We start from the raw sequence: 18,754 nt of genomic DNA on the forward strand, positions 1-18,754 counted from the left end.
GGACCATCTCCCCCAGTCCTGCACGGCTCAATCAATCACGACGGGGCGCAACCCCCGACGCTCACCGAATGCACCCATCCCGGGAAGGAGTGAATTTAACCAAGGTTTACGGCTGCATTTTCCTCATCGTCAGCCGCCACTAAACGCAAGTTTACGGATTATTCGCCCTCTCGGGGGTAAATGTTGCTGAATCATGGCCGGTGGCCACAGCATCTTGCCCCAGAAAAGCCACAAACCCCGACGCGCCGCGCCGGGGTTTGTGTCCAGACCTCGCGAAACTCCGCCCTGCGGCGTCAGACCTTCATGTCCACGCCCAGATGCTTGGCCACCGTGAAGATGTCCTTGTCGCCCCGCCCGCACATGTTCATCACGATGATATGGTCCTTGGGCAGGGTCGGCGCGATCTTCATCACATGGGCCAGCGCATGGCTCGGCTCCAGCGCCGGGATGATCCCCTCCAGCTTGCAGCACAACTGGAACGCCTCCAGCGCCTCGGCATCCGTGATGCTCACATAGCTCGCGCGGCCCGTGTCATGCAGCCAGGCATGTTCCGGCCCGATCCCCGGATAATCCAGCCCCGCGCTGATCGAGAACCCCTCAAGGATCTGCCCGTCCGGATCCTGCAACAGATAGGTCCGGTTCCCGTGCAGCACGCCGGGCCGCCCCCCCGTCAGCGATGCGCAATGCTGCATCCGGTCATCCACGCCCTTGCCGCCCGCCTCGACGCCGATGATCTTCACCGACGGATCGTCCAGGAAGGGATAGAACAGCCCCATCGCATTGGACCCGCCTCCGATGGCCGCGATCACGGTATCGGGCAGCCGCCCCTCGCCTTCCTGTTCGGCCAGTTGCCAGCGCACTTCCTTCCCGATGATCGACTGGAAGTCGCGCACCATCGCCGGATAGGGATGCGGCCCCGCCACCGTGCCGATGCAATAGAAGGTGTCGCGCACATTGGTCACCCAGTCGCGCAGCGCGTCATTCATCGCATCCTTCAGCGTGCCCCGGCCCGAAGTCACAGGGATCACCTCCGCCCCCAGAAGCTTCATGCGGAACACGTTGGGCGCCTGCCGCTCCACATCATGCGCGCCCATATAGACCACGCATTTCAACCCGAACTTGGCACAGACCGTGGCCGTCGCCACCCCATGCTGCCCCGCCCCCGTCTCGGCGATGATCCGCGTCTTGCCCATGCGCCGGGCCAGGATGATCTGCCCCAGCACATTGTTGATCTTGTGCGCGCCCGTATGGTTCAGCTCGTCGCGCTTCATATAGACCTTGGCACCGCCCAGATGCGTGGTCATCCGCTCCGCGAAATACAAGGGCGAGGGACGCCCCACATAATGCTTCCACAGGTCGTCCATCTCGGCCCAGAAGCTCGGGTCGGTCTTGGCGAAGTCATAGCGCTCCTCCAGTTCCAGGATCAGCGGCATCAGCGTTTCCGACACGAACCGCCCGCCGAAAATGCCGAACCGCCCGGCCTCATCCGGCCCGGTCATGAAACTGTTGATCCCGTCCTCGGCCATCTCCGCCACTCCCCTTGTTCTTCCGTCCCGATGTAGCGCCCTTGGCCTGCCGGGGAAAGGGGGGCCGTCTGCCCCCCTCGGCGCGTGCCGCGCCTCACCCCCCGAGGATATTTGAAGACAGAAAGTGAACAGACCCTGAACCCGGGCGCGTTAACCTTAACGGCCCCGTCTGCCTGCCAGGCGGCACCCCTGTCCACTTTCTGTCTTCAAATATCCTGGGGGTCCGGGGGCAAGGCCCCCGGGGGCACGGCAGGGCGGCTCGCCTGACGCTTTCGTGAACACGCCCCCTGAAACCCTGCCCCCTGCGCCTTCGTAGCTGCGCCCGTTGCAACCCATGGACAGGAGCGATGCCATGAAAACCCTGACGACCACCCTCCTCCTCGCCGCCGCCACTGCCGGCGCGGCCCAGGCCGACACCGCGCTCGGCCTCACCGGCGACCGGACTCTCGTGATGATCGACACCGCCACCGCCGCCGTCACCGGCAGCCTGGAGGCGCAGGGCGTCACCGCGCTTCATGGCATCGACTGGCGTCCTGGCACGGGCAAGGTCATCGGCCTGACCGACAGCTTCGCCATCGTCGAGATCGACCCCGCCACCGGCGCGACGGCCGAGATCGCGAAACTCGCCGCGCCCCTGACGCTGGCCGAAGGCGTGCCGGTCATCGTTGACGTGAACCCCGCCGCCGACAAGCTGCGCGTCATCTCCGGCACCGCGAATTACCGGATCGACATGGCCACGGGCGACGTCACCACCGACCTCGCCCTGAACTTCGACGCCGCCGATGCCAATGCCGCCGCAACCCCGATGGTCGTGGCCGTCGCCTATTCCAACAGCTTCGGCAAGCCGGAAAAGACCGCGATGTATGACATCGACGCCGGGCTGAATGCGCTGCTTCAGCAGACCAAGCCGAATGAAGGCCTCCTCGCCACCATCGGCTCCCTTGGCGTCACGCTGGACGGCCCCGTCGCGCTGGACATCGCCACCACGGCCGACGGCACAAACACCGCCTGGGTCGCGGCGCTGGGCGGGTTGCACCGGCTCGACCTCGCCACCGGCGCCGTCTCGGGCACGATGCCCCTGACCGGCACGGATCAACCGATCCGCGACATGACGGTCCTCCCCGCCATGTAAGCGCCCGAAGGCCCCAGCGGCGTCAGCCGACCTGGGGCCTTCAAAACGGGAAAGAAAAGGCCCCAGCGGCGCAAGCCGACCTGGGGCCTTCAAAACGGATGGCAAAAGGCCCCAGCGGCACCAGCCGACCTGGGGCCTTCACCCCGCCGCCCGCACGAAATCCGCGATGCGGGCGGCATCCTTCACCCCCGGCGCGCTTTCCACGCCAGAGGCCACATCCACCTGCCGCGCGCCCGTCAGCCGGATCGCCTCGGCCACATTCCCCGCCGTCAGCCCCCCGGCCAGCATCCAGGGCTTCAGCCATTTCCGCCCCACCAGCAGCCGCCAGTCGAAGGTCAGCCCATTGCCGCCCGGCAGCACCGCGTCCTTCGGCGGCTTCGCGTCGATCAGGATCTGATCCGCCACCAGCGAAAACTCGGTCAGCGCCGCGAGATCCGCCTCGCCCGCCACGCCGATCACCTTCATCACCGGCAGGCCATAGCGCGCCTTCACCTCGGCCACCCGCGCAGGCGTCTCGTGGCCATGCAGTTGCAGCATGTCCAGAGGCACCGCCGCCGTGATGGCATCCAGCGCCGCATCCTCGGCATCCACCACCAGCGCCACCTTGCACAGCCCCTCGGGCGCGCCCAGAGCCAGCGCCCGCGCCTCCTCCACCGTCACGAATCGCGGTGATTTCGGAAAGAAGTTGAACCCGGCATAGGCCGCCCCTGCCGCCGCCACGGCATCGACATCCGCCGCGGTCCGCAGACCGCAGATCTTCACCCGCACCTGTCCCATGGAAATCAGCCCGCCTTGCGCTTCTCGATCAGCGCCAGCACGTCATCGCCCGGCACGCTGGCGGAATCCTTCATCACCGCCAGTTCCCGCTCCAGCCGCGCCACCTCGCGCTTCTTCTCGCTGGCCACCTTGCGGTGCTTGTGCTCGCGCAGCCATTCCCAGGTGAAGCCGATCACCACGCCCACCACCACGCCGCCCAGCATCACCAGGAACAGCGGCATCTCCATCTGCCAGGTCACCCCGAACAGCGCCGCCATGTCCTCGGGCAGGAAACGCACCGGCACGACGGTCCGGTTGGCAATCCCCACCGTCAGCAACAGCACCATCAGAACGGCGATCAGGGCATAGCGCAGGTAACGCAGCATCGGCCTCTCCCTTCGGGCAGGCCCCGACTATCGCGCCCCGCGCGCCCCGGCGCAAGCCATGGCCGCGCTCAGGACTTGCCGTTCAACCGATCCCGCAGCAACTTGCCGGTCTTGAAGAAGGGAACCTTCTTGTCATCCACCTTGACCGACTCGCCGGTCCGCGGATTGCGGCCCACCCGTGCCTCGCGCGACTTCACGGAAAACGCTCCGAACCCACGCAACTCCACCCGGTCGCCCTTGGCCAGCGCCTCGATGATCTCGTCAAAGACGGTGTTCACGATGCGCTCGACATGCCGCTGCGTCAGGTGCGGATTCTCGTCCGCGATCTTCTGGATCAGTTCCGATCGGATCATCCATGTCCCCCCTGTGGTCGCCGCCAGCCTGGTGCCGCCTGGTCGCCACGTCGTTGTTTGCCTTGGACTATAGGCAAAAAAACCCGTCGCACAACGAAAACGAAAGCCTTCCCCGGCAATCCGCCCCGCCCTGCGGCACAGCCGCAACCCGCCGATGCGCGTCAGGGTTGCACAAAGCAGGAAGGCCCCGCCGAAGCGGGGCCTTCCCAAAGCCTCATCCGAAGGATCGGATCAGTTGCCGCCCTTCAGAGCCGCGCCAAGGATATCCCCCAGCGACGCGCCCGAATCGGACGAACCGTACTGTTCCACGGCTTCCTTCTCTTCCGCGATCTCGCGCGCCTTGATCGACAGGCCCAGACGGCGGGTCTTCGGGTCGATATTGGTCACGCGCACATCCACATGGTCGCCCACCTGGAACCGCTCGGGCCGCTGGTCGGCACGGTCGCGCGACAGGTCCGACCGGCGGATGAACGACTTGGCGCCGTTGTATTCCACCTCGATCCCGCCTTCCTCGATCGCCGTCACGGCGACGGTGATCACGGAACCGCGCTTCACGCCATCCACCGCATCGGTGAAGGAATCATCGCCCAGCGCCTTGATCGACAGCGAGATGCGCTCCTTCTCCACATCCACCTCGGTGACCGCGGCCTTGACCGTGTCGCCCTTGCGGTAGTTCTGGATGGCATCCTCGCCGCGCTGATCCCAGGACAGGTCGGACAGGTGCACCATGCCGTCGATATCGTTGTCGAGGCCGACGAACAGACCGAATTCGGTGATGTTCTTGACTTCGCCTTCGATGGTCGATCCCACCGGGTGGCTTTCCGCAAAGACTTCCCACGGATTGCGCATCGTCTGCTTCAGGCCCAGCGACACGCGGCGCTTGGCGCTGTCGATCTCCAGCACCATCACATCCACTTCCTGCGAGGTGGAGACGATCTTGCCGGGATGCACGTTCTTCTTGGTCCAGCTCATTTCCGAAACATGGACCAGACCTTCGACACCGGCTTCCAGCTCCACGAAGGCGCCGTAATCGGTGATGTTGGTCACGCGGCCCTTGTGGACCGAACCCAGCGGATAGGCGCGCTCGACCGCATCCCACGGATCGGCCTGAAGCTGCTTCATGCCAAGGCTGATGCGATGCGTGTCCTTGTTGATCTTGATGACCTGAACCTTCACCGTCTCGCCGATCGACAGGATCTCCGACGGGTGGTTCACACGGCGCCAGGCCATGTCGGTGACATGGAGCAGGCCATCGACGCCGCCCAGGTCAACGAAGGCACCGTATTCGGTGATGTTCTTGACCACGCCATCCACGACCTGACCTTCGGTAAGGTTCGAGATGACCTCGGCGCGCTGTTCCGCACGGCTCTCTTCCAGGATGGCGCGGCGCGACACGACGATATTGCCGCGGCGACGGTCCATCTTCAGGATCTGGAAGGGCTGCTTCATGCCCATCAGGGGGCCGGCATCGCGCACGGGGCGCACATCGACCTGCGAACCGGGCAGGAAGGCCACGGCACCGCCCAGATCGACGGTAAAGCCGCCCTTCACGCGGCCGAAGATCGCGCCTTCGACGCGGGTCTCGGCGGCATAGGCCTTTTCCAGACGATCCCAGGCTTCCTCGCGGCGGGCCTTCTCGCGGCTGATGACAGCCTCACCGCGGGCATTCTCCACGCGGTCCAGATAGACCTCGACCTCATCGCCCACATTGATATTGGGCTGTTCGCCGGGGTTGGCAAATTCCTTCAGGTCGATGCGGCCTTCCATCTTGTAGCCCACATCGACGATGGCCTGGCCCGCCTCGATGGCGATGACCTTGCCTTTGACAACCGTTCCCTCTTCGGGGGTGTCAATCTCGAAGCTCTCCTTCAGAAGGGCTTCGAATTCTTCCATAGCGTTTTTCGCGCACATATGCAGTTCGTCCTTTGTCATGGTTTTCCGGCCATGCGGTTGTCTCCGCAGGTCTTTCGCTGGCCCCTCTGGAAAAACCGCGCACGCCCGGAAAACCGGAAGCACCGCGACTCTGCCGTCAGGATTGGGGGCCTATAGTCTCTCAGGCTTTGGAAAACAAGCGCGAAGCGCCATCGCAGGCCGGGAACGGCCATACCCGCCCCCGGTCCACGTCACAGGGGCGGCACCATTCCTGCCGCCCGTCCGCTCACCCGCCGCGACGCGCGGCCTCGAAATCGGCGCGTAAGGGCGCCGTGTCGTAGATGATGGTCATGGAGGTGAAGGCTTGACCATCCGGTGCCAAATCAAACACGTCCACGCATTCAAAGGCCACGACCTTGCCTGTGGACAGCGTCCAACGATACCGGAAATGCAAGGCAACCGCCTCACCAGAGGCAGAACTATCGAAAATGTTTATGAGAGTTGTTTCGGACCGGTTCGTATCGGCAAAAAGTTCGGCATAGAACGCGCGCGCGGGGCGCGTTCCGTAAAGCGGCGACACGATGGACGCATCTGGCGTGAAGAGTGCGTAGACACCCTCCAGATCCCCCGTATTGAGGGCATGAAGATAGCGGTGGCAGAGGTCTCGAGCAGTCATTTGCTTTTCCTTTCTTGGCCGACCCGGACGCCTTCGAAGGAAAAGCCGCCCTACCGGGGGCGGCTACTCTGATCCATGAGCATCACGAGGCCGCCGTCAGGAACGGCGGTAGTACGACGATGCGTGTTGCAACATGATCATCGATACTGGCTAGCCCAAGACCGGGGCACTGTCAAAACCCTTCCTCCCCCCTCCACCATCCTCCACCACCCCCTCCCGACCCTAACGCGATGGCGTTTCCAACCGTCTTTAGGGTCTGACAAGACCTGAACCGCCATGACGCGAAAGGGTCCGGCCCCGCCGGATCGCCTTCCAGACGGAGAGATGCCGTGAACCTGTACCACTGCCTGATCGAACTGCGCCCCGAGGCCCGCGCCCTCTCCTTCGCCCATGCCGTGGGCCTCTGGCTCAATCATCTGACCAAGCTGGAACTGGTCTCCGACTGGCGCCTGCTACGCCGCAAATTCGGCCTCGCCTCCGGGCGCCATACCGATTTCGTCCTTGAAATCGAAATCGAAGGCATGGCCGCCCTCGACACCGCCTTCACCGCCCTTGCCGATGCCGATGCCGATGCGGTGGAGCTTTACGAGAAAATGCATGCCATGATCGAAACCGTCGAAATCGGCCTCTACCGCCCCTATCCCGACCCTTCGCAACGCGAACGCATCGCGCTGATCTGACGCCCCCTTCCCAGGCCCGCCGCAAAGGCCGGATCACCGCCCCCACAGGGTCTTCAGAACGGCCGCCACCAGCACCTCCGGCCGGTCCTCCTGCACCAGATGCCCGGCATCGGCCACCGGCACGACAGGACGGTCAGAGATCAGGGCCGCCAGCCTTTCTCCCGTCTCAATGGGAATCCACCCATCCTCCCGCCCCCAAAGAACGGTCACCGGGCAATCCAGCCTGTCATACAGCCCTTCGACCTCATCGGTGAACCGCTGGTCCATCTGCGCAATCTGCCGGTAAAAGGCAGCCTGCCCCGCCTGCCCCAGCCATGGCGCGCTGTAGATGTCCAAGGCCTCCGCCGACAGGGGCTTGTACGCTGCGGTCTGCAAATAGGCCCGCAACAGCGCCCGGTGCATATAGTCCGGCATCCCGCTGAAGGCCGCCTCATGGCGGCGCACATGCTGCACGAAGGGCGATCCCCAGGGGGCAAGCGCAACCGCGTCAACGATCGTCAACGAGCCATAGCGGAGCCGGTTCAGATACCAGCCGCGCAGGGCCGTCGCGCCACCGAAGTCATGCGCCAGAACATCGGGCCGTTCCAGACCCCATTCCGCAAAGAGGGCGGCCAGAACCCTGTTCTGCACGGCCAGCGACACGTCCTGACCCTCGCGCATCTCGGACAGGCCATAGCCGACCAGATCAAAGTAATAGACCGTCCGGCGGTCGGCGAATTCCGGCACGATCCGCCGCCAGACCTGCGATGAAAACGGGGTGCCATGGATCGCCACCAGCGGCGGCCCCTGCCCGATCCTGCCCCAGCGCACGGCATTGCCCTCGATGATCGTGGAATTCGGCAGGTCTAGCATCACGGCGACTCATATTGTCATTTAGCTAAATGACGATATGATGGAAGGCATGGACAGATCAACGCAAATCCGGGCGATGGCCAGCGAACAGCGCCTGCTGATCCTTCGCCTCCTCGCCGCGCCGGAAGACCATTTCGGCCACCAATGGTCCGCCGATCCTGTCGCCTTCGGCGTCTGCATGACCCTCATCGCCGAGGCGCTGAAGATTGCCCAGCCGACCGCCAGCCGACATATCGACATTCTCCGGCAGGCAGGCTTCATCTCGGTGCGAAGGCACCTGAAATGGTCCTATTGCAAACGCGACGAAGCGGCGATCGGCGAATATCTCACCTGGTTGGGACGCGAAATCTCGGCCGCTGCGCCAGTCCGGTAAACCCGTCCCCGCGCCGCCCCCCCGAAAACACGGTCCGACTCCGGCCCACGCCCCCCACCGCACCCGTAGGGCGGGGGTCTCCCCGCCAAAACCCAAGGCATCCATAGGCCGGGGGTCTCCCCGCCACAACCACGCGCCCCTGACCGAAACCAACCGCTCCGGCCGCAAGGTCCCGCGCTCCCTGATCCCGATGGCCTGGCCCGGGGATCCATCATCACATCCGGGGCGGGGTCGCCCCTCTGTGCACCCCCGCACCCTTAACCAGCAATCCCACCACCACCCTGCCCGAATTTGTATGTACACTTGTCTGCACAGAATGCGGCACAACATGCGGCACAGTCGCGAACGGCAGTTCCCGCCAAATTCCCCAGCGCGGACAAAGCTTAACGCCCGCCCGTCAGGGCATCAATTGCCCGCCATTCACCTCGATCACCTGCCCCACGACGTAGCCAGACAGCGAAGCGCAGGCCAGAAACAGATAGGCCCCCACGCAATCCTCCGCTGTGCCCAGCCGCCCGGCCGGGATCGTGGCAAGCTGCGCCTGCAACTGCGCCTCGGTCGAATAACGCTCGTGAAACGGCGTGGTGATCACCCCCGGCGCCACGGCATTCACGCGAATTCCGAAGGGAATCAACTCCTTGGCCATCCCCCGCGTCACGTTGTGAACAAAGGCCTTGGACGATCCGTAAAGCCCCGCCCCGCCCGACGCGCCATTCCGCGCGGCGACCGAGGTGGTGCTGATGATGAACCCGCCCCCCGCCGCCTTCAATGGCGCGACAGCGGCCTGTGACGCCACCACCACCGACCGCGCGTTCAGGTCCATGATCTCGTCATAATCCCGTTCGGAAACATCGGCATAGGGCACCCGCCGCACCATCCCGCCCGCATTGTTCACCAACCCATCCAGCCGCCCGAAAGCCGCCACCGCCTGCTCCACCGCCGACCTGGCCCCCGCCCCGGTGGATATGTCGGCCCGGATCAGAACCGCCTCGCCCCCCGCCGCGCCGATCTCGTAAGCCACGGCTTTCGCAGCCTCTTCCGATGCGTTGTAATGCAGCCCCACCCGCGCGCCCTGCGCGGCGAATGCCCGCGCCAGCGCCGCCCCGATGCCCGTGGAGGCCCCGGTGATCAGCACGGCCTTCCCCTTCAGTTCCGGCAACCGCATCCCTGTCATCCCCGCCCCTCCAAGGCCCGTTCCACCACCGCGATGGCCCGCGCCACCGCCGCCTCCACCGTCATCTCGCTGGTATCCAAAACCACCGCATCCGCCGCCGCCCTCAGCGGCGCATCCGCCCGCCCCATGTCGCGCGCATCCCGCTCCCGCACCTCGGCCAGCACAAGCGCTTGATCCCCGCCCACTTCCAGCCACCGCCTATGGGCGCGCACCTCCGGCGAGGCGGTCACATAGAGCTTCACCTCCGCCTCCGGACAGATCACCGTCCCGATGTCCCGTCCATCCAGCACCGCGCCCCCCTCGGCTCGCGCAAAGCGCCGCTGGAACTCCACCAGCGCCGCCCGCACCTCGGGAATGACCGCCACCCTTGATGCCGCCTGCCCCGCCTCCAGCGACCGCAGGTCCCCCCGTTCCAGATCGCCCGGCACCAGCCCGACCGCCGCCGCCACAGGGTCCCCCCCCTTGGCCCCGACCGCCCGATAGAGCAATCCGGTATCCAGATGCGCAAACCCGAACCGCGCCGCCAGGGCCCGCCCGATCGTCCCCTTCCCCGCCGCCGCAGGCCCGTCGATCGCCACCGTGAAGATCACCGCCCAAGCCCCTTCATCTTGGCCAAAATACTCTCGGGGGGAGGCCCGCAGGGCCGTGGGGGGCAGACAGCCCCCCGTCCCCGGCCGATCACCCGCGCGCCAGATCGGCACCCAGACCGGTCATCAACCCTTCAAAGATCGGGAAAGACGTCAGGATGGGCGAGGCGTCATCCACCGACACTGCCTTCTTCGCCGCCATCCCGCAGACAAGGAAACTCATCGCGATCCGGTGGTCCAGATGCGTCTTTGCCACCGCCCCACCGGGCACTCCGCCCGCGCCAAGGCCATGGACGATCAGCGTATCCTCATCCTCTTCGACCCGCACCCCACAGGCCTCCAGCCCCCGCGCCATGGCGTCGATCCGGTCGCTTTCCTTGACCCGCAACTCCTTCACGCCGCGCATCACCGTCGTCCCTTCGGCAAAGGCCGCCACCACCGACAGGATCGGATATTCGTCGATCATCGACGGTGCGCGCTCTTCCGGCACCTCTATGCCCTTGAGGTTCGGGGAAAACTTCACCCGCAGGTCGGCCACAGGCTCCCCCCCCTCCTCGCGCGGGTTCTGGAATTCGATCTCGGCCCCCATCTCGACCAGCGTCAGATAAAGCCCGTTCCGCGTCAGGTTCTGGCTCACGCCCGGAACCAGGATGTCAGACCCTTCCACGATCAGCGCCGCGCAGGTCGGGAAGGCCGCCGAAGACGGGTCACGCGGCACGGCCACGGTCTGGGGCCGCAATTCCGGCCGCCCGGTCAGGGTGATGACATTGCCCTCGGCCGTCTTCTCCACCACCAGTTCCGCGCCGAACCCCAGCAGCATCCGCTCGGAATGGTCGCGCGTGGGTTCCTTCTCGATCACCACCGTCTGCCCCGGCGCATTCAGCCCCGCCAGCAGCACCGCCGATTTCACCTGCGCGCTCGCCACCGGCAGGGCATAGCGCACCGGCACCGGGTCCGCCGCCCCCACCACCGTCATCGGCAGCCGCCCGCCCTGCCGCCCAAAGGCCCGCGCGCCAAAGAGCGACAGGGGATCGGTCACCCGCCCCATCGGCCGCTTGCGCAAACTCGCATCCCCCGTGAAGGTCGCAGTGATGGCCGAGGTCGCCATCGTCCCCATGATCAGCCGCACACCCGTCCCGGAATTGCCGCAGTCGATCACATCCGCAGGCTCCCGGAACCCGCCCACGCCCACGCCGTTCACCGTCCACTCGCCGGGGGCATGGCGCGTCACCTCGGCCCCGAAGGCACGCATCGCCTTGGCCGTGTCCAGCACATCCTGCCCTTCCAGAAGGCCTGTCACCTTGGTCTCGCCCACCGCCATGGCCCCAAAGATCAATGCGCGATGGCTGATCGACTTGTCCCCCGGCACCTCCGCCGTCCCGGAAAGAGGCCCGGATTTGCGGGCGGTCATCGGTTGCGCTTCGCCGTGGCCGGACATCGTGATCTCCCTGTCATTCCGGCCCGCCTGATAGCGCAAGCAAGAGGGCCGGTCCATGCCCCGCGCAAGACGCCAGAGGCAAAGCCGCAAGATCACGCAAGGGTTGAAGACCGCGAAACAGATCGCATATCCGAAAGATGAACCGTCGCCGCTTCCTCACCCGGACCGCCCTCCTCGCCACAGGCGCGGCCGCCGCCGCAACCGGAGCCTTTGCCCTGTCCCCCACCCGCAACCGCTATTATCAGGGTCCTCCGGGGCCGAATTTCGACGGCACCCGCTTCTTCAATCCCGGCGGCAGCCCACCCAAGGGCTTTGCCGATCTGCTGAAATGGCAGGCGGGCGGGGGCCGGGCAAAATGGCCTGAAAGCATCGGCATCCGGCAATCCATCCCCGCGCCCCGCGTGGACGACCTGATCGTGACGATGGTCGGCCACGCGACCCTGCTCATACAGGTGGCGGGGCTGAACCTCCTCACCGATCCGGTCTGGTCGGATCGCGCCAGCCCCTTCTCCTTCGCAGGCCCCCGCCGCGCCACCGCCCCCGGCATAAGGTTCGAGGCCCTGCCGCGCATCGACGCGGTGCTTCTGACCCACAACCATTACGACCATCTCGATCTTGAAACCCTGGCCCGCCTCAAACAGGCGCATGACCCGCTGGTCATCACGCCCCTCGGCAATGACACGATCGTCAAGGATACCGTTCCCGACATGCGAGTCGCGACCGGCAATTGGGGCCACACCGTTCCCGTCGGCCCGGCCACCGTGCATTTCGAACCCTGCCACCACTGGTCGGCACGCGGCACGCGCGACCGCTCCATGGCGCTCTGGTCGGCCTTCCTGATCGACACGCCCGCAGGCCGCATCTTCCATGTCGGCGACACCGGCTTTGATCAGGGCCGCCCCTATCGCGACCTGCCGCAAAAGCATGGGAAGATCCGCGCGGCCATCCTGCCCGTGGGGGCCTATGAACCCCGCTGGTTCATGCGCGATCAGCATCAGGACCCGGCCGAGGCGGTGGAAGGCTTCCTCCTCTCCGGCGCATCCCATGCGGTGGGCCACCATTGGGGCACCTTCCAGCTCACGAATGAAGGCCGCGATGCGCCCCCCGCCGCCCTCGCGGCCGCGCTTGCCGCCAAGGGGATAGGGCCTGACCGCTTCCGCGCACTGGGCCCCGGCGAATGGTGGGCGATCCCGGCTTAACGTTTCGTTAACCTTCACCCCGCCGCCGGAAGGTCAGGTAATGCGGCGCCCGCCCCTCACGCAGCGCCTTCTGCTCGTATCGCGTGGAAATCCAGTCCTCCCACGCGCCCCCCGCCCCGGCCTGCGCCACAAGGTCGAACCCCGCCGCAGGCACCTCTTCCAGTGTCTGGCGCACGTAATCGGGAATATCCGTCGCCACTCGAAACTCCGCCCCCGGGGCCATCACCCGCGCCAGCGCGCCCAGATAGCCGGGCGTCACGAACCGCCGCCGATGGTGCCGCGCCTTCGGCCAGGGATCGGGATAGTTCAGGAAACACTTCACGACCGAAGCACCCGGCAGCACATCGAACAGATCGCGCACATCGCCGGGATGGATGCGCAAATTCTCCACCCCCGCCGCGCGTATCTTGCCCAGCAGCATCGCCACGCCGTTCACGAAGGGCTCGCAGCCGATGATCCCCACTTCAGGGTATCGCGCGGCCATGTGGACCAGATGCTCCCCCCCGCCGAAACCCACCTCCAGCCAGAGCGGCCGCCCGCCGAACAGCCCCGCCACATCCAGCGCCGCCCGCGACGGGTTCTCCTCCACCGTCACCCCCGCCAGCCGGACCTTGCCCAGATCCTCGGCCAGATAGGCCTTCTGGCTGGCCCGCAACGTCTTGCCATGCACGCGCCCATAGAAGTTGCGCCGCGCGGTCAGTGCGGCTGCGGCGGTATCCTTGGGATCGGTGGTCATCATCGGCTTCCTCGCAAGGTCGCGCAGCGCCTAGACCCCCACCGCCACGGGGTCAAGCCGTCAGGCCTCCAGAGGCCGCTCGCCGATCCGCTCGGCCACCATCACCAGATACCCGTCGGGATCCTGCACGAGGAACTCGCGCTGACCACCCATCCGGTCACCCCAGTCGCGCCATTTCTCGCGCGGCTCGACATAGAAGGCGATCCCCGCCACCCGCATGGCTTCCGCCGCCGCCGCGGCATCGGTCACATAGACCTGCACCACCAGCCCGCGCCCGAAAGGCTGCTCCATCGGCCCGGTCTCCCAATCCCCGTCACGCTGATAGATCATCACCTGCGCCCCATCGGGATGGGCCAGACAGGCAAGCTTCTGCGCGGGCCGCTCAAAGGCCAAGGCAAAGCCCATCGGCCCCGTCCAGAAGGCCAGCGAGGCCGGATAATCCGTGACCATCATCTCGGCCATCCCCATGGCCCAGATTGCAGGCGGCGCGCCGATCCCCATCTTCCCCTCCCGAATGCGTTCCCCCTTGCCTGGCACGGCTGGCGCAGGCCCAAGACGGAAACGGCGCGCCGGGTTGGTTCCCCCGGCGCGCCGCCCTACCCCAGACGGGGATGCCTTACTTCACCGCCTTCTTCAGCGCCTCGACCAGATCGGTCCGCTCCCAGCTAAAACCGCCATCCGCCGTCGCCTCGCGCCCGAAATGGCCATAGGCCGAGGTGCGCGCATAGATCGGCTTGTTCAGGCCCAGCGCCGTCCGGATGCCGCGCGGCGTCAGGTCCATGCATTCCGCAACTGCCCGTTCGATGGCCGCCGCATCCACCGCCCCGGTGCCATGCGTATCGACATAGATCGACAGCGGCTTGGCCACCCCGATGGCATAGGACACCTGCAAGGTGCAGCGATCCGCCAGCCCTGCCGCCACCACGTTCTTGGCCAGATAGCGCGCGGCATAGGCCGCCGACCGGTCCACCTTCGTCGGGTCCTTGCCCGAGAACGCCCCGCCGCCATGCGGCGCAGCGCCACCATAGGTATCCACGATGATCTTGCGCCCGGTCAGGCCCGCATCGCCATCGGGGCCCCCGATCACGAATTTCCCCGTGGGGTTCACCCACCATTCCGTCTTCGCGGTGATCCAGCCATCGGGCAGGATCTCGCGGATATAGGGCTCCACGATGGCGCGGATGTCGTCCGAGGTCTGCGCCTCATCCAGATGCTGCGTGGACAGCACGATGGAGGTCACCTCGACGGGCTTCCCATCCTCATAGCGCAGCGAAAGCTGCGACTTGGCATCCGGCCCCAGCGTCGGTTCCTTGCCCGACTTCCGCACCTCGGCCAGTCGCCGCAGGATCGCATGAGAATACTGGATCGGCGCCGGCATCAGTTCCGGCGTCTCGCGGCAGGCATAGCCGAACATGATGCCCTGGTCGCCCGCGCCGTCGCGATCCACACCCTGCGCGATATGGGCGGATTGCTCATGCAGGAAGTTGTGCACCTTCAGCGTGTTCCAGTGGAACTTGTCCTGCTCGTAGCCGATATCCTTGACGCAATCGCGCACGATGCCCTCGACCCGCGCCAGCATCGCCTTGGTCTTTGCTTCGGTGGAAAGGCCGACTTCCCCGCCGACGACAACCGTATTGGTCGTGGCAAAGGTTTCGCAGGCCACGCGGGCATTCGGCTCTTCCGACAGGAAGGCGTCCAGCACCGCATCGGAAATGCGGTCGCACACCTTGTCGGGATGCCCCTCCGACACGGATTCGGAGGTGAAGACATAGTTCAGTCGGGACATGGGAAGTGCTCCATTGGGGTTACCCCCGTCACGCCAGGAAGCCGTTGTGACGGTTCGATGCGCGTGACTAGACCCCCGCCCCCGGCGCGTCAAGCCGCCTTCCGCCGCCCGGCCAGAACCAGCCCGGCGCCGAGTCCCGCCAGCAACAGAAGGACCGGCCCCTCGCCCAGTCGCACATAGGGCGTGGGGGGCAAGGCGCCCGGCAACACCACATCCAGAAAACCCGCCTCGCCCAGAGGCAGGCTCTCCACCACCCGCCCGCGCGCATCTATCAGGGCCGAGACACCGGTATTCGCCACGCGCACGAAGGGCAGCCCCTGCTCCACCGCCCTGAGTTGCGCCTGCGCCAGATGCTGATACGGGCCGGTCCATTCCCCGAACCAGGCATCATTGGTGATCTGAAGGATCCAGTCCGCCCGCTCCGGCGCCCCGCGCAGATCCTGCGGAAAGACCGCCTCATAGCAGATCAGCGGCAAGACCTTGCCCAGCCCCGGCCCAAGGTCCAGAACCGCAGGCCCCGGCCCCGCCGAATAGCCGTTGCCCTCCTGCGCAGCAAAGGCCACCAGCCCGAACCAGTCGTAAAGCACATCGCCGAAGGGGATATACTCCCCGAAGGGCACGAGATGGTGCTTGTCATAGAACTGCGCGACCCGCCCCTCGGGCCCGATCACCGCAAGGCTGTTCCAGAACCGCCAGCCCTCCACCCGCTGGATGCCCACCGCGACCGGCTGTCCGCGCCCCGCCGCGCCGATGCGCTCGGCCACCTCCGGGTAATCCTCCAGCAGATAGGGCACCGACGTCTCGGGCCATATCGCCAGATCGGGCCGGTCCCCCGCCATGGTGAAATCCAGTTGCCGTTCAAAGAAGATGCGCGCCTGCTCCGGGTCCCATTTCAGCCCCTGCTCGGCATTGGGCTGCACCAGGCGCAAGACTGCCCCCTGCGCCACGGGCTCCGGCCCCGCTTCGCGCCACAGGCCGAAGCCGAACCCCGCCGCCACCAGCGCCGCCCCTGCCACCACCGGCACCGGCCGCCACAGCGCGACCAGCGCCGCCGCCAGCAGCGTGAGCAGCGTCAATCCCGACGGCCCCACCAGCGCCGCCACCTGCATGGGCGCATGGCCGATCCAGACATGGCCCAGCGCCGCCCAGGGAAACCCGGTCAGAACATAGCCCCGCGCCAGTTCCGCCCCGCCCAGCGCCACCGCGAAGCCGATCCCCGGCCAGCGCCCCCGCGCGCCCAGAAAAGCCGCCGCCGCCCAGAACAGCGCAAGGCCGAAACACAGAAAGACCACCGCAAAGGGCGCCATCCAGCCATGCACCTCCGGCTCGATCAGGAAAGGCTCCACGATCCAGTTCAGCGCGGCCGCATAATGCCCCGCCCCCGCGAACCATGCCAGCCAGACCGCCCCGCGCCCAGCCTGCCCGACCCGCCGGATCAGCAGCGCAAGCGCCGGCAAGGCCAGCCACCACCAGCCCAGAGGGGCCTGCCCCGATGCCACCACCGCACCTGTCGCAAAAGCCAGCGCCAGCGCGCCCCAACCGGGCCGCGCCCAGCGCCGGGCCGGGGCCGCCACGTCGGCCGTCATTCCTCGGCAGGCACCGGCGGTCGCGCCGCCACAGCCTCGGGCAGGCGGATGCGCAACCGCTTGATCCGGCGCGGATCGGCGTCGATCACCTCGAACTCCGCCCCGCTCTCATGCGGCACGATCTCGCCCCGCGCCGGCACGCGACCCGTGCGCAGGAAGACGATGCCGCCCAGCGTGTCGATCTCCTCGTCATCCTCGTCATGCCGCAGCTTCAACCCGATGGCCGTCTCGATCTCTTCCAGCGGCGCGGTCGCCATGGCGACAAAGACTCCGGGCTTCTCCTCCTTCCAGAGGGCGCCTTCCTCTTCGTCATGCTCATCCTCGATCTCGCCGATCACGGTCTCGATCAGGTCCTCGATGGTCACCAGACCATCCACCCCGCCATATTCGTCGATCACCAGCGCCATATGCACCCGCTCGCGCTGCATCTTCTGCAAGAGCACACCGATCGGCATCGATGGCGGCGCATAGAGCACGGGCCGCAGCATCCGCTTCAGCGAAAACCGCCCCCCCGCCCCGAACCCGTGCTGAAGCGCCAGATCCTTCAACAGCACCAGCCCCTGCGGATGGTCCAGCGTGCCCTTGTAGACCGGAACCCGGCTGAAGCCATGCTCGCGGAACACCTCCACCAGCTCATCCCGTCCGATATCCAGCGGCACCGCCACGATATCCACCTTCGGCACCGCCACGTCATCGACGCGCAGCCGCCGCAGGGCGCCCAGCCCCGGCAGACTGGTCTGCGCCGCAGCCCCGGCCGGCCCGGAGGCTTGCGGAGCAGCCTCGGACCGTGCCGACTGATCGCTGTTCGAAGGGGAAAGGGCGTTCAGTATCCGCCCGAAAAATCCGCGCTGCGGAGGCTCCGCCTCATCCGCGCCCATATCGTCCTGCGCGCCCCGCGCCGCAAGAGAACCGTCGCTGCTACTGCCCATGGATCCTTCTTCCAAAACACCCTGTCCCGCAGGGCCGCTTCAATATGGGTCAGAAAGGCCCAGGCTGGCAAGTATCCGCACCTCAAGGCCCTCCATGACGGCGGCATCCGCCGCATCGACATGATCATAGCCCAGACAATGCAACAGGCCATGAACAACCAGATGGGTCACATGCTCCGCCATCGGCTTGCCCTGCTCCGCCGCCTCGCGTTCACATGTCTCGAAGGCAATAGCGATGTCACCCAACTCGCAAGGCTCCTCCGCATCCCCCGGTTCCGGCAGGTCCGGCATGCCCCCGGCCTCTTCCGCCGCCCGTTCTTCCGACGGCCAGGACAGAACATTGGTCGGCTGCGGCTTGCCCCGGAAATCCGCATTCAAGGCCGCGATACGTGCATCATCGCAGCCCATCAGCACGACGGAATATCCCGCCCCACCCGGCCCGACTGCCTGCAAGGCCGCCGCGACGGCCCGTTCCGCCAAAGCTTCAAGGCCAAAGGCCTCCCAGCGCTCATCCTCGATGACGATATCCACGATCCCGCTCATGGCCGCGCTTCTAGCCGAAGCGGAGGGAATGCGCAAAGCCCTGTCCCTTCATCTTGGCCCAAATACTCCGGGGGTCCGGGGGCAGCGCCCCCGGCGACCGAGCCGCAGCGCGGCACGCGCGGAGGCGAGACAAAAGGCTTGCGCGGTCCCCGCCTGCGGGGGCCGCGCGC

Annotated in this window: 20 protein-coding genes and 1 riboswitch; of the genes, 4 read left to right on the forward strand and 16 right to left on the reverse strand. The window is 66.4% G+C overall.

The genetic code is table 11. From position 1 onward, the window contains the following. Positions 1 to 293 precede the first annotated feature (293 nt). Positions 294 to 1,526, reverse strand: coding sequence for a tryptophan synthase subunit beta (gene trpB, locus C0V75_RS19365; protein WP_101922691.1), 1,233 nt, complete (start codon positions 1,524 to 1,526; stop codon positions 294 to 296). A 352-nt stretch (positions 1,527 to 1,878) separates the two neighbouring features. On the opposite strand from trpB, the gene C0V75_RS19370 reads away from it, so the two are divergent. Beyond that, positions 1,879 to 2,658 carry a DUF4394 domain-containing protein gene (locus C0V75_RS19370; RefSeq protein ID WP_101922620.1) on the forward strand — a complete coding sequence of 260 codons (780 nt, stop codon included), beginning with the start codon at positions 1,879 to 1,881 and terminating at the stop codon, positions 2,656 to 2,658. A 138-nt stretch (positions 2,659 to 2,796) separates the two neighbouring features. On the opposite strand, the gene C0V75_RS19375 is transcribed toward C0V75_RS19370, so the two are convergent. The 5 genes from C0V75_RS19375 to C0V75_RS19395 form a co-directional block, all read right to left on the reverse strand. Then, positions 2,797 to 3,435 (reverse strand): phosphoribosylanthranilate isomerase, encoded by a 639-nt coding sequence (locus tag C0V75_RS19375; protein WP_101922621.1) that lies wholly within the window; start codon positions 3,433 to 3,435, stop codon positions 2,797 to 2,799. A gap of 5 nt (positions 3,436 to 3,440) precedes the next feature. Further along, a complete protein-coding gene (locus tag C0V75_RS19380) occupies positions 3,441 to 3,800 on the reverse strand; it encodes a LapA family protein (protein WP_101922622.1) in 360 nt (119 codons plus the stop codon). Between the two features lie 68 nt (positions 3,801 to 3,868). Beyond that, positions 3,869 to 4,153, reverse strand: coding sequence for an integration host factor subunit beta (ihfB, locus tag C0V75_RS19385; RefSeq protein ID WP_101922623.1), 285 nt, complete (start codon positions 4,151 to 4,153; stop codon positions 3,869 to 3,871). A gap of 231 nt (positions 4,154 to 4,384) precedes the next feature. Further along, entirely contained in the window at positions 4,385 to 6,064 is a 1,680-nt protein-coding gene (gene rpsA, locus C0V75_RS19390; RefSeq protein WP_101922692.1) for a 30S ribosomal protein S1, read from the reverse strand. 247 nt (positions 6,065 to 6,311) lie between these two features. Beyond that, entirely contained in the window at positions 6,312 to 6,701 is a 390-nt protein-coding gene (locus tag C0V75_RS19395) for a nuclear transport factor 2 family protein (RefSeq protein ID WP_101922624.1), read from the reverse strand. A 329-nt stretch (positions 6,702 to 7,030) separates the two neighbouring features. Here C0V75_RS19395 and C0V75_RS19400 point away from each other — a divergent pair, with 329 nt between their 5' ends. Beyond that, complete coding sequence (locus C0V75_RS19400; RefSeq protein ID WP_101922625.1) at positions 7,031 to 7,381, forward strand: DUF6614 family protein; 351 nt, start codon at positions 7,031 to 7,033, stop codon at positions 7,379 to 7,381. Positions 7,382 to 7,414: 33 nt separating this feature from the next. On the opposite strand, the gene C0V75_RS19405 is transcribed toward C0V75_RS19400, so the two are convergent. After that, on the reverse strand, positions 7,415 to 8,233 hold the full coding sequence (locus C0V75_RS19405; protein WP_101922626.1) for an alpha/beta fold hydrolase: 819 nt from the start codon (positions 8,231 to 8,233) through the stop codon (positions 7,415 to 7,417). Positions 8,234 to 8,273: 40 nt separating this feature from the next. Here C0V75_RS19405 and C0V75_RS19410 point away from each other — a divergent pair, with 40 nt between their 5' ends. Further along, positions 8,274 to 8,606, forward strand: coding sequence for a helix-turn-helix transcriptional regulator (locus C0V75_RS19410; protein WP_254216536.1), 333 nt, complete (start codon positions 8,274 to 8,276; stop codon positions 8,604 to 8,606). Between the two features lie 397 nt (positions 8,607 to 9,003). On the opposite strand, the gene C0V75_RS19415 is transcribed toward C0V75_RS19410, so the two are convergent. From C0V75_RS19415 to aroA, 3 genes are all read right to left on the reverse strand, one after another. Continuing rightward, positions 9,004 to 9,780, reverse strand: a complete 777-nt coding sequence (locus C0V75_RS19415) for an SDR family NAD(P)-dependent oxidoreductase (RefSeq protein WP_101922627.1) — start codon at positions 9,778 to 9,780, stop codon at positions 9,004 to 9,006. Next, positions 9,777 to 10,370: a d(CMP) kinase gene (locus C0V75_RS19420; protein WP_101922628.1), complete on the reverse strand. Its 594-nt coding sequence runs from the start codon at positions 10,368 to 10,370 to the stop codon at positions 9,777 to 9,779. The genes C0V75_RS19415 and C0V75_RS19420 overlap by 4 nt, the downstream gene beginning before the upstream one ends. 88 nt (positions 10,371 to 10,458) lie before the next feature. Then, positions 10,459 to 11,805, reverse strand: a complete 1,347-nt coding sequence (aroA, locus tag C0V75_RS19425; RefSeq protein WP_101922629.1) for a 3-phosphoshikimate 1-carboxyvinyltransferase — start codon at positions 11,803 to 11,805, stop codon at positions 10,459 to 10,461. Positions 11,806 to 11,942: 137 nt separating this feature from the next. On the opposite strand from aroA, the gene C0V75_RS19430 reads away from it, so the two are divergent. Beyond that, complete coding sequence (locus C0V75_RS19430) at positions 11,943 to 13,004, forward strand: MBL fold metallo-hydrolase (protein ID WP_101922630.1); 1,062 nt, start codon at positions 11,943 to 11,945, stop codon at positions 13,002 to 13,004. Positions 13,005 to 13,011: 7 nt separating this feature from the next. On the opposite strand, the gene C0V75_RS19435 is transcribed toward C0V75_RS19430, so the two are convergent. The 6 genes from C0V75_RS19435 to ybeY all read right to left on the reverse strand — a co-directional run bounded on the left by C0V75_RS19435 (position 13,012) and on the right by ybeY (position 18,584). Continuing rightward, a complete protein-coding gene (locus C0V75_RS19435; RefSeq protein WP_254216537.1) occupies positions 13,012 to 13,740 on the reverse strand; it encodes a tRNA (guanosine(46)-N(7))-methyltransferase TrmB in 729 nt (242 codons plus the stop codon). A 60-nt stretch (positions 13,741 to 13,800) separates the two neighbouring features. Further along, complete coding sequence (locus C0V75_RS19440) at positions 13,801 to 14,241, reverse strand: VOC family protein (protein ID WP_101922632.1); 441 nt, start codon at positions 14,239 to 14,241, stop codon at positions 13,801 to 13,803. A 115-nt stretch (positions 14,242 to 14,356) separates the two neighbouring features. Further along, the gene (gene metK, locus C0V75_RS19445) at positions 14,357 to 15,526 is read right to left on the reverse strand and encodes a methionine adenosyltransferase (RefSeq protein ID WP_101922633.1); all 1,170 of its coding nucleotides are present in this window, start codon (positions 15,524 to 15,526) and stop codon (positions 14,357 to 14,359) included. A gap of 6 nt (positions 15,527 to 15,532) precedes the next feature. Beyond that, positions 15,533 to 15,582: riboswitch (SAM-SAH riboswitch) on the reverse strand. A 33-nt stretch (positions 15,583 to 15,615) separates the two neighbouring features. After that, positions 15,616 to 17,100 carry an apolipoprotein N-acyltransferase gene (lnt, locus tag C0V75_RS19450; RefSeq protein ID WP_371410709.1) on the reverse strand — a complete coding sequence of 495 codons (1,485 nt, stop codon included), beginning with the start codon at positions 17,098 to 17,100 and terminating at the stop codon, positions 15,616 to 15,618. Positions 17,101 to 17,108: 8 nt separating this feature from the next. After that, positions 17,109 to 18,041 (reverse strand): transporter associated domain-containing protein, encoded by a 933-nt coding sequence (locus C0V75_RS19455; protein ID WP_101922635.1) that lies wholly within the window; start codon positions 18,039 to 18,041, stop codon positions 17,109 to 17,111. A gap of 39 nt (positions 18,042 to 18,080) precedes the next feature. Continuing rightward, positions 18,081 to 18,584 carry an rRNA maturation RNase YbeY gene (gene ybeY, locus C0V75_RS19460; protein WP_101922636.1) on the reverse strand — a complete coding sequence of 168 codons (504 nt, stop codon included), beginning with the start codon at positions 18,582 to 18,584 and terminating at the stop codon, positions 18,081 to 18,083. Positions 18,585 to 18,754 lie beyond the last annotated feature (170 nt).

The sequence above is a fragment of the Tabrizicola sp. TH137 genome (assembly GCF_002855575.1).
Classification (GTDB): domain Bacteria; phylum Pseudomonadota; class Alphaproteobacteria; order Rhodobacterales; family Rhodobacteraceae; genus Paragemmobacter.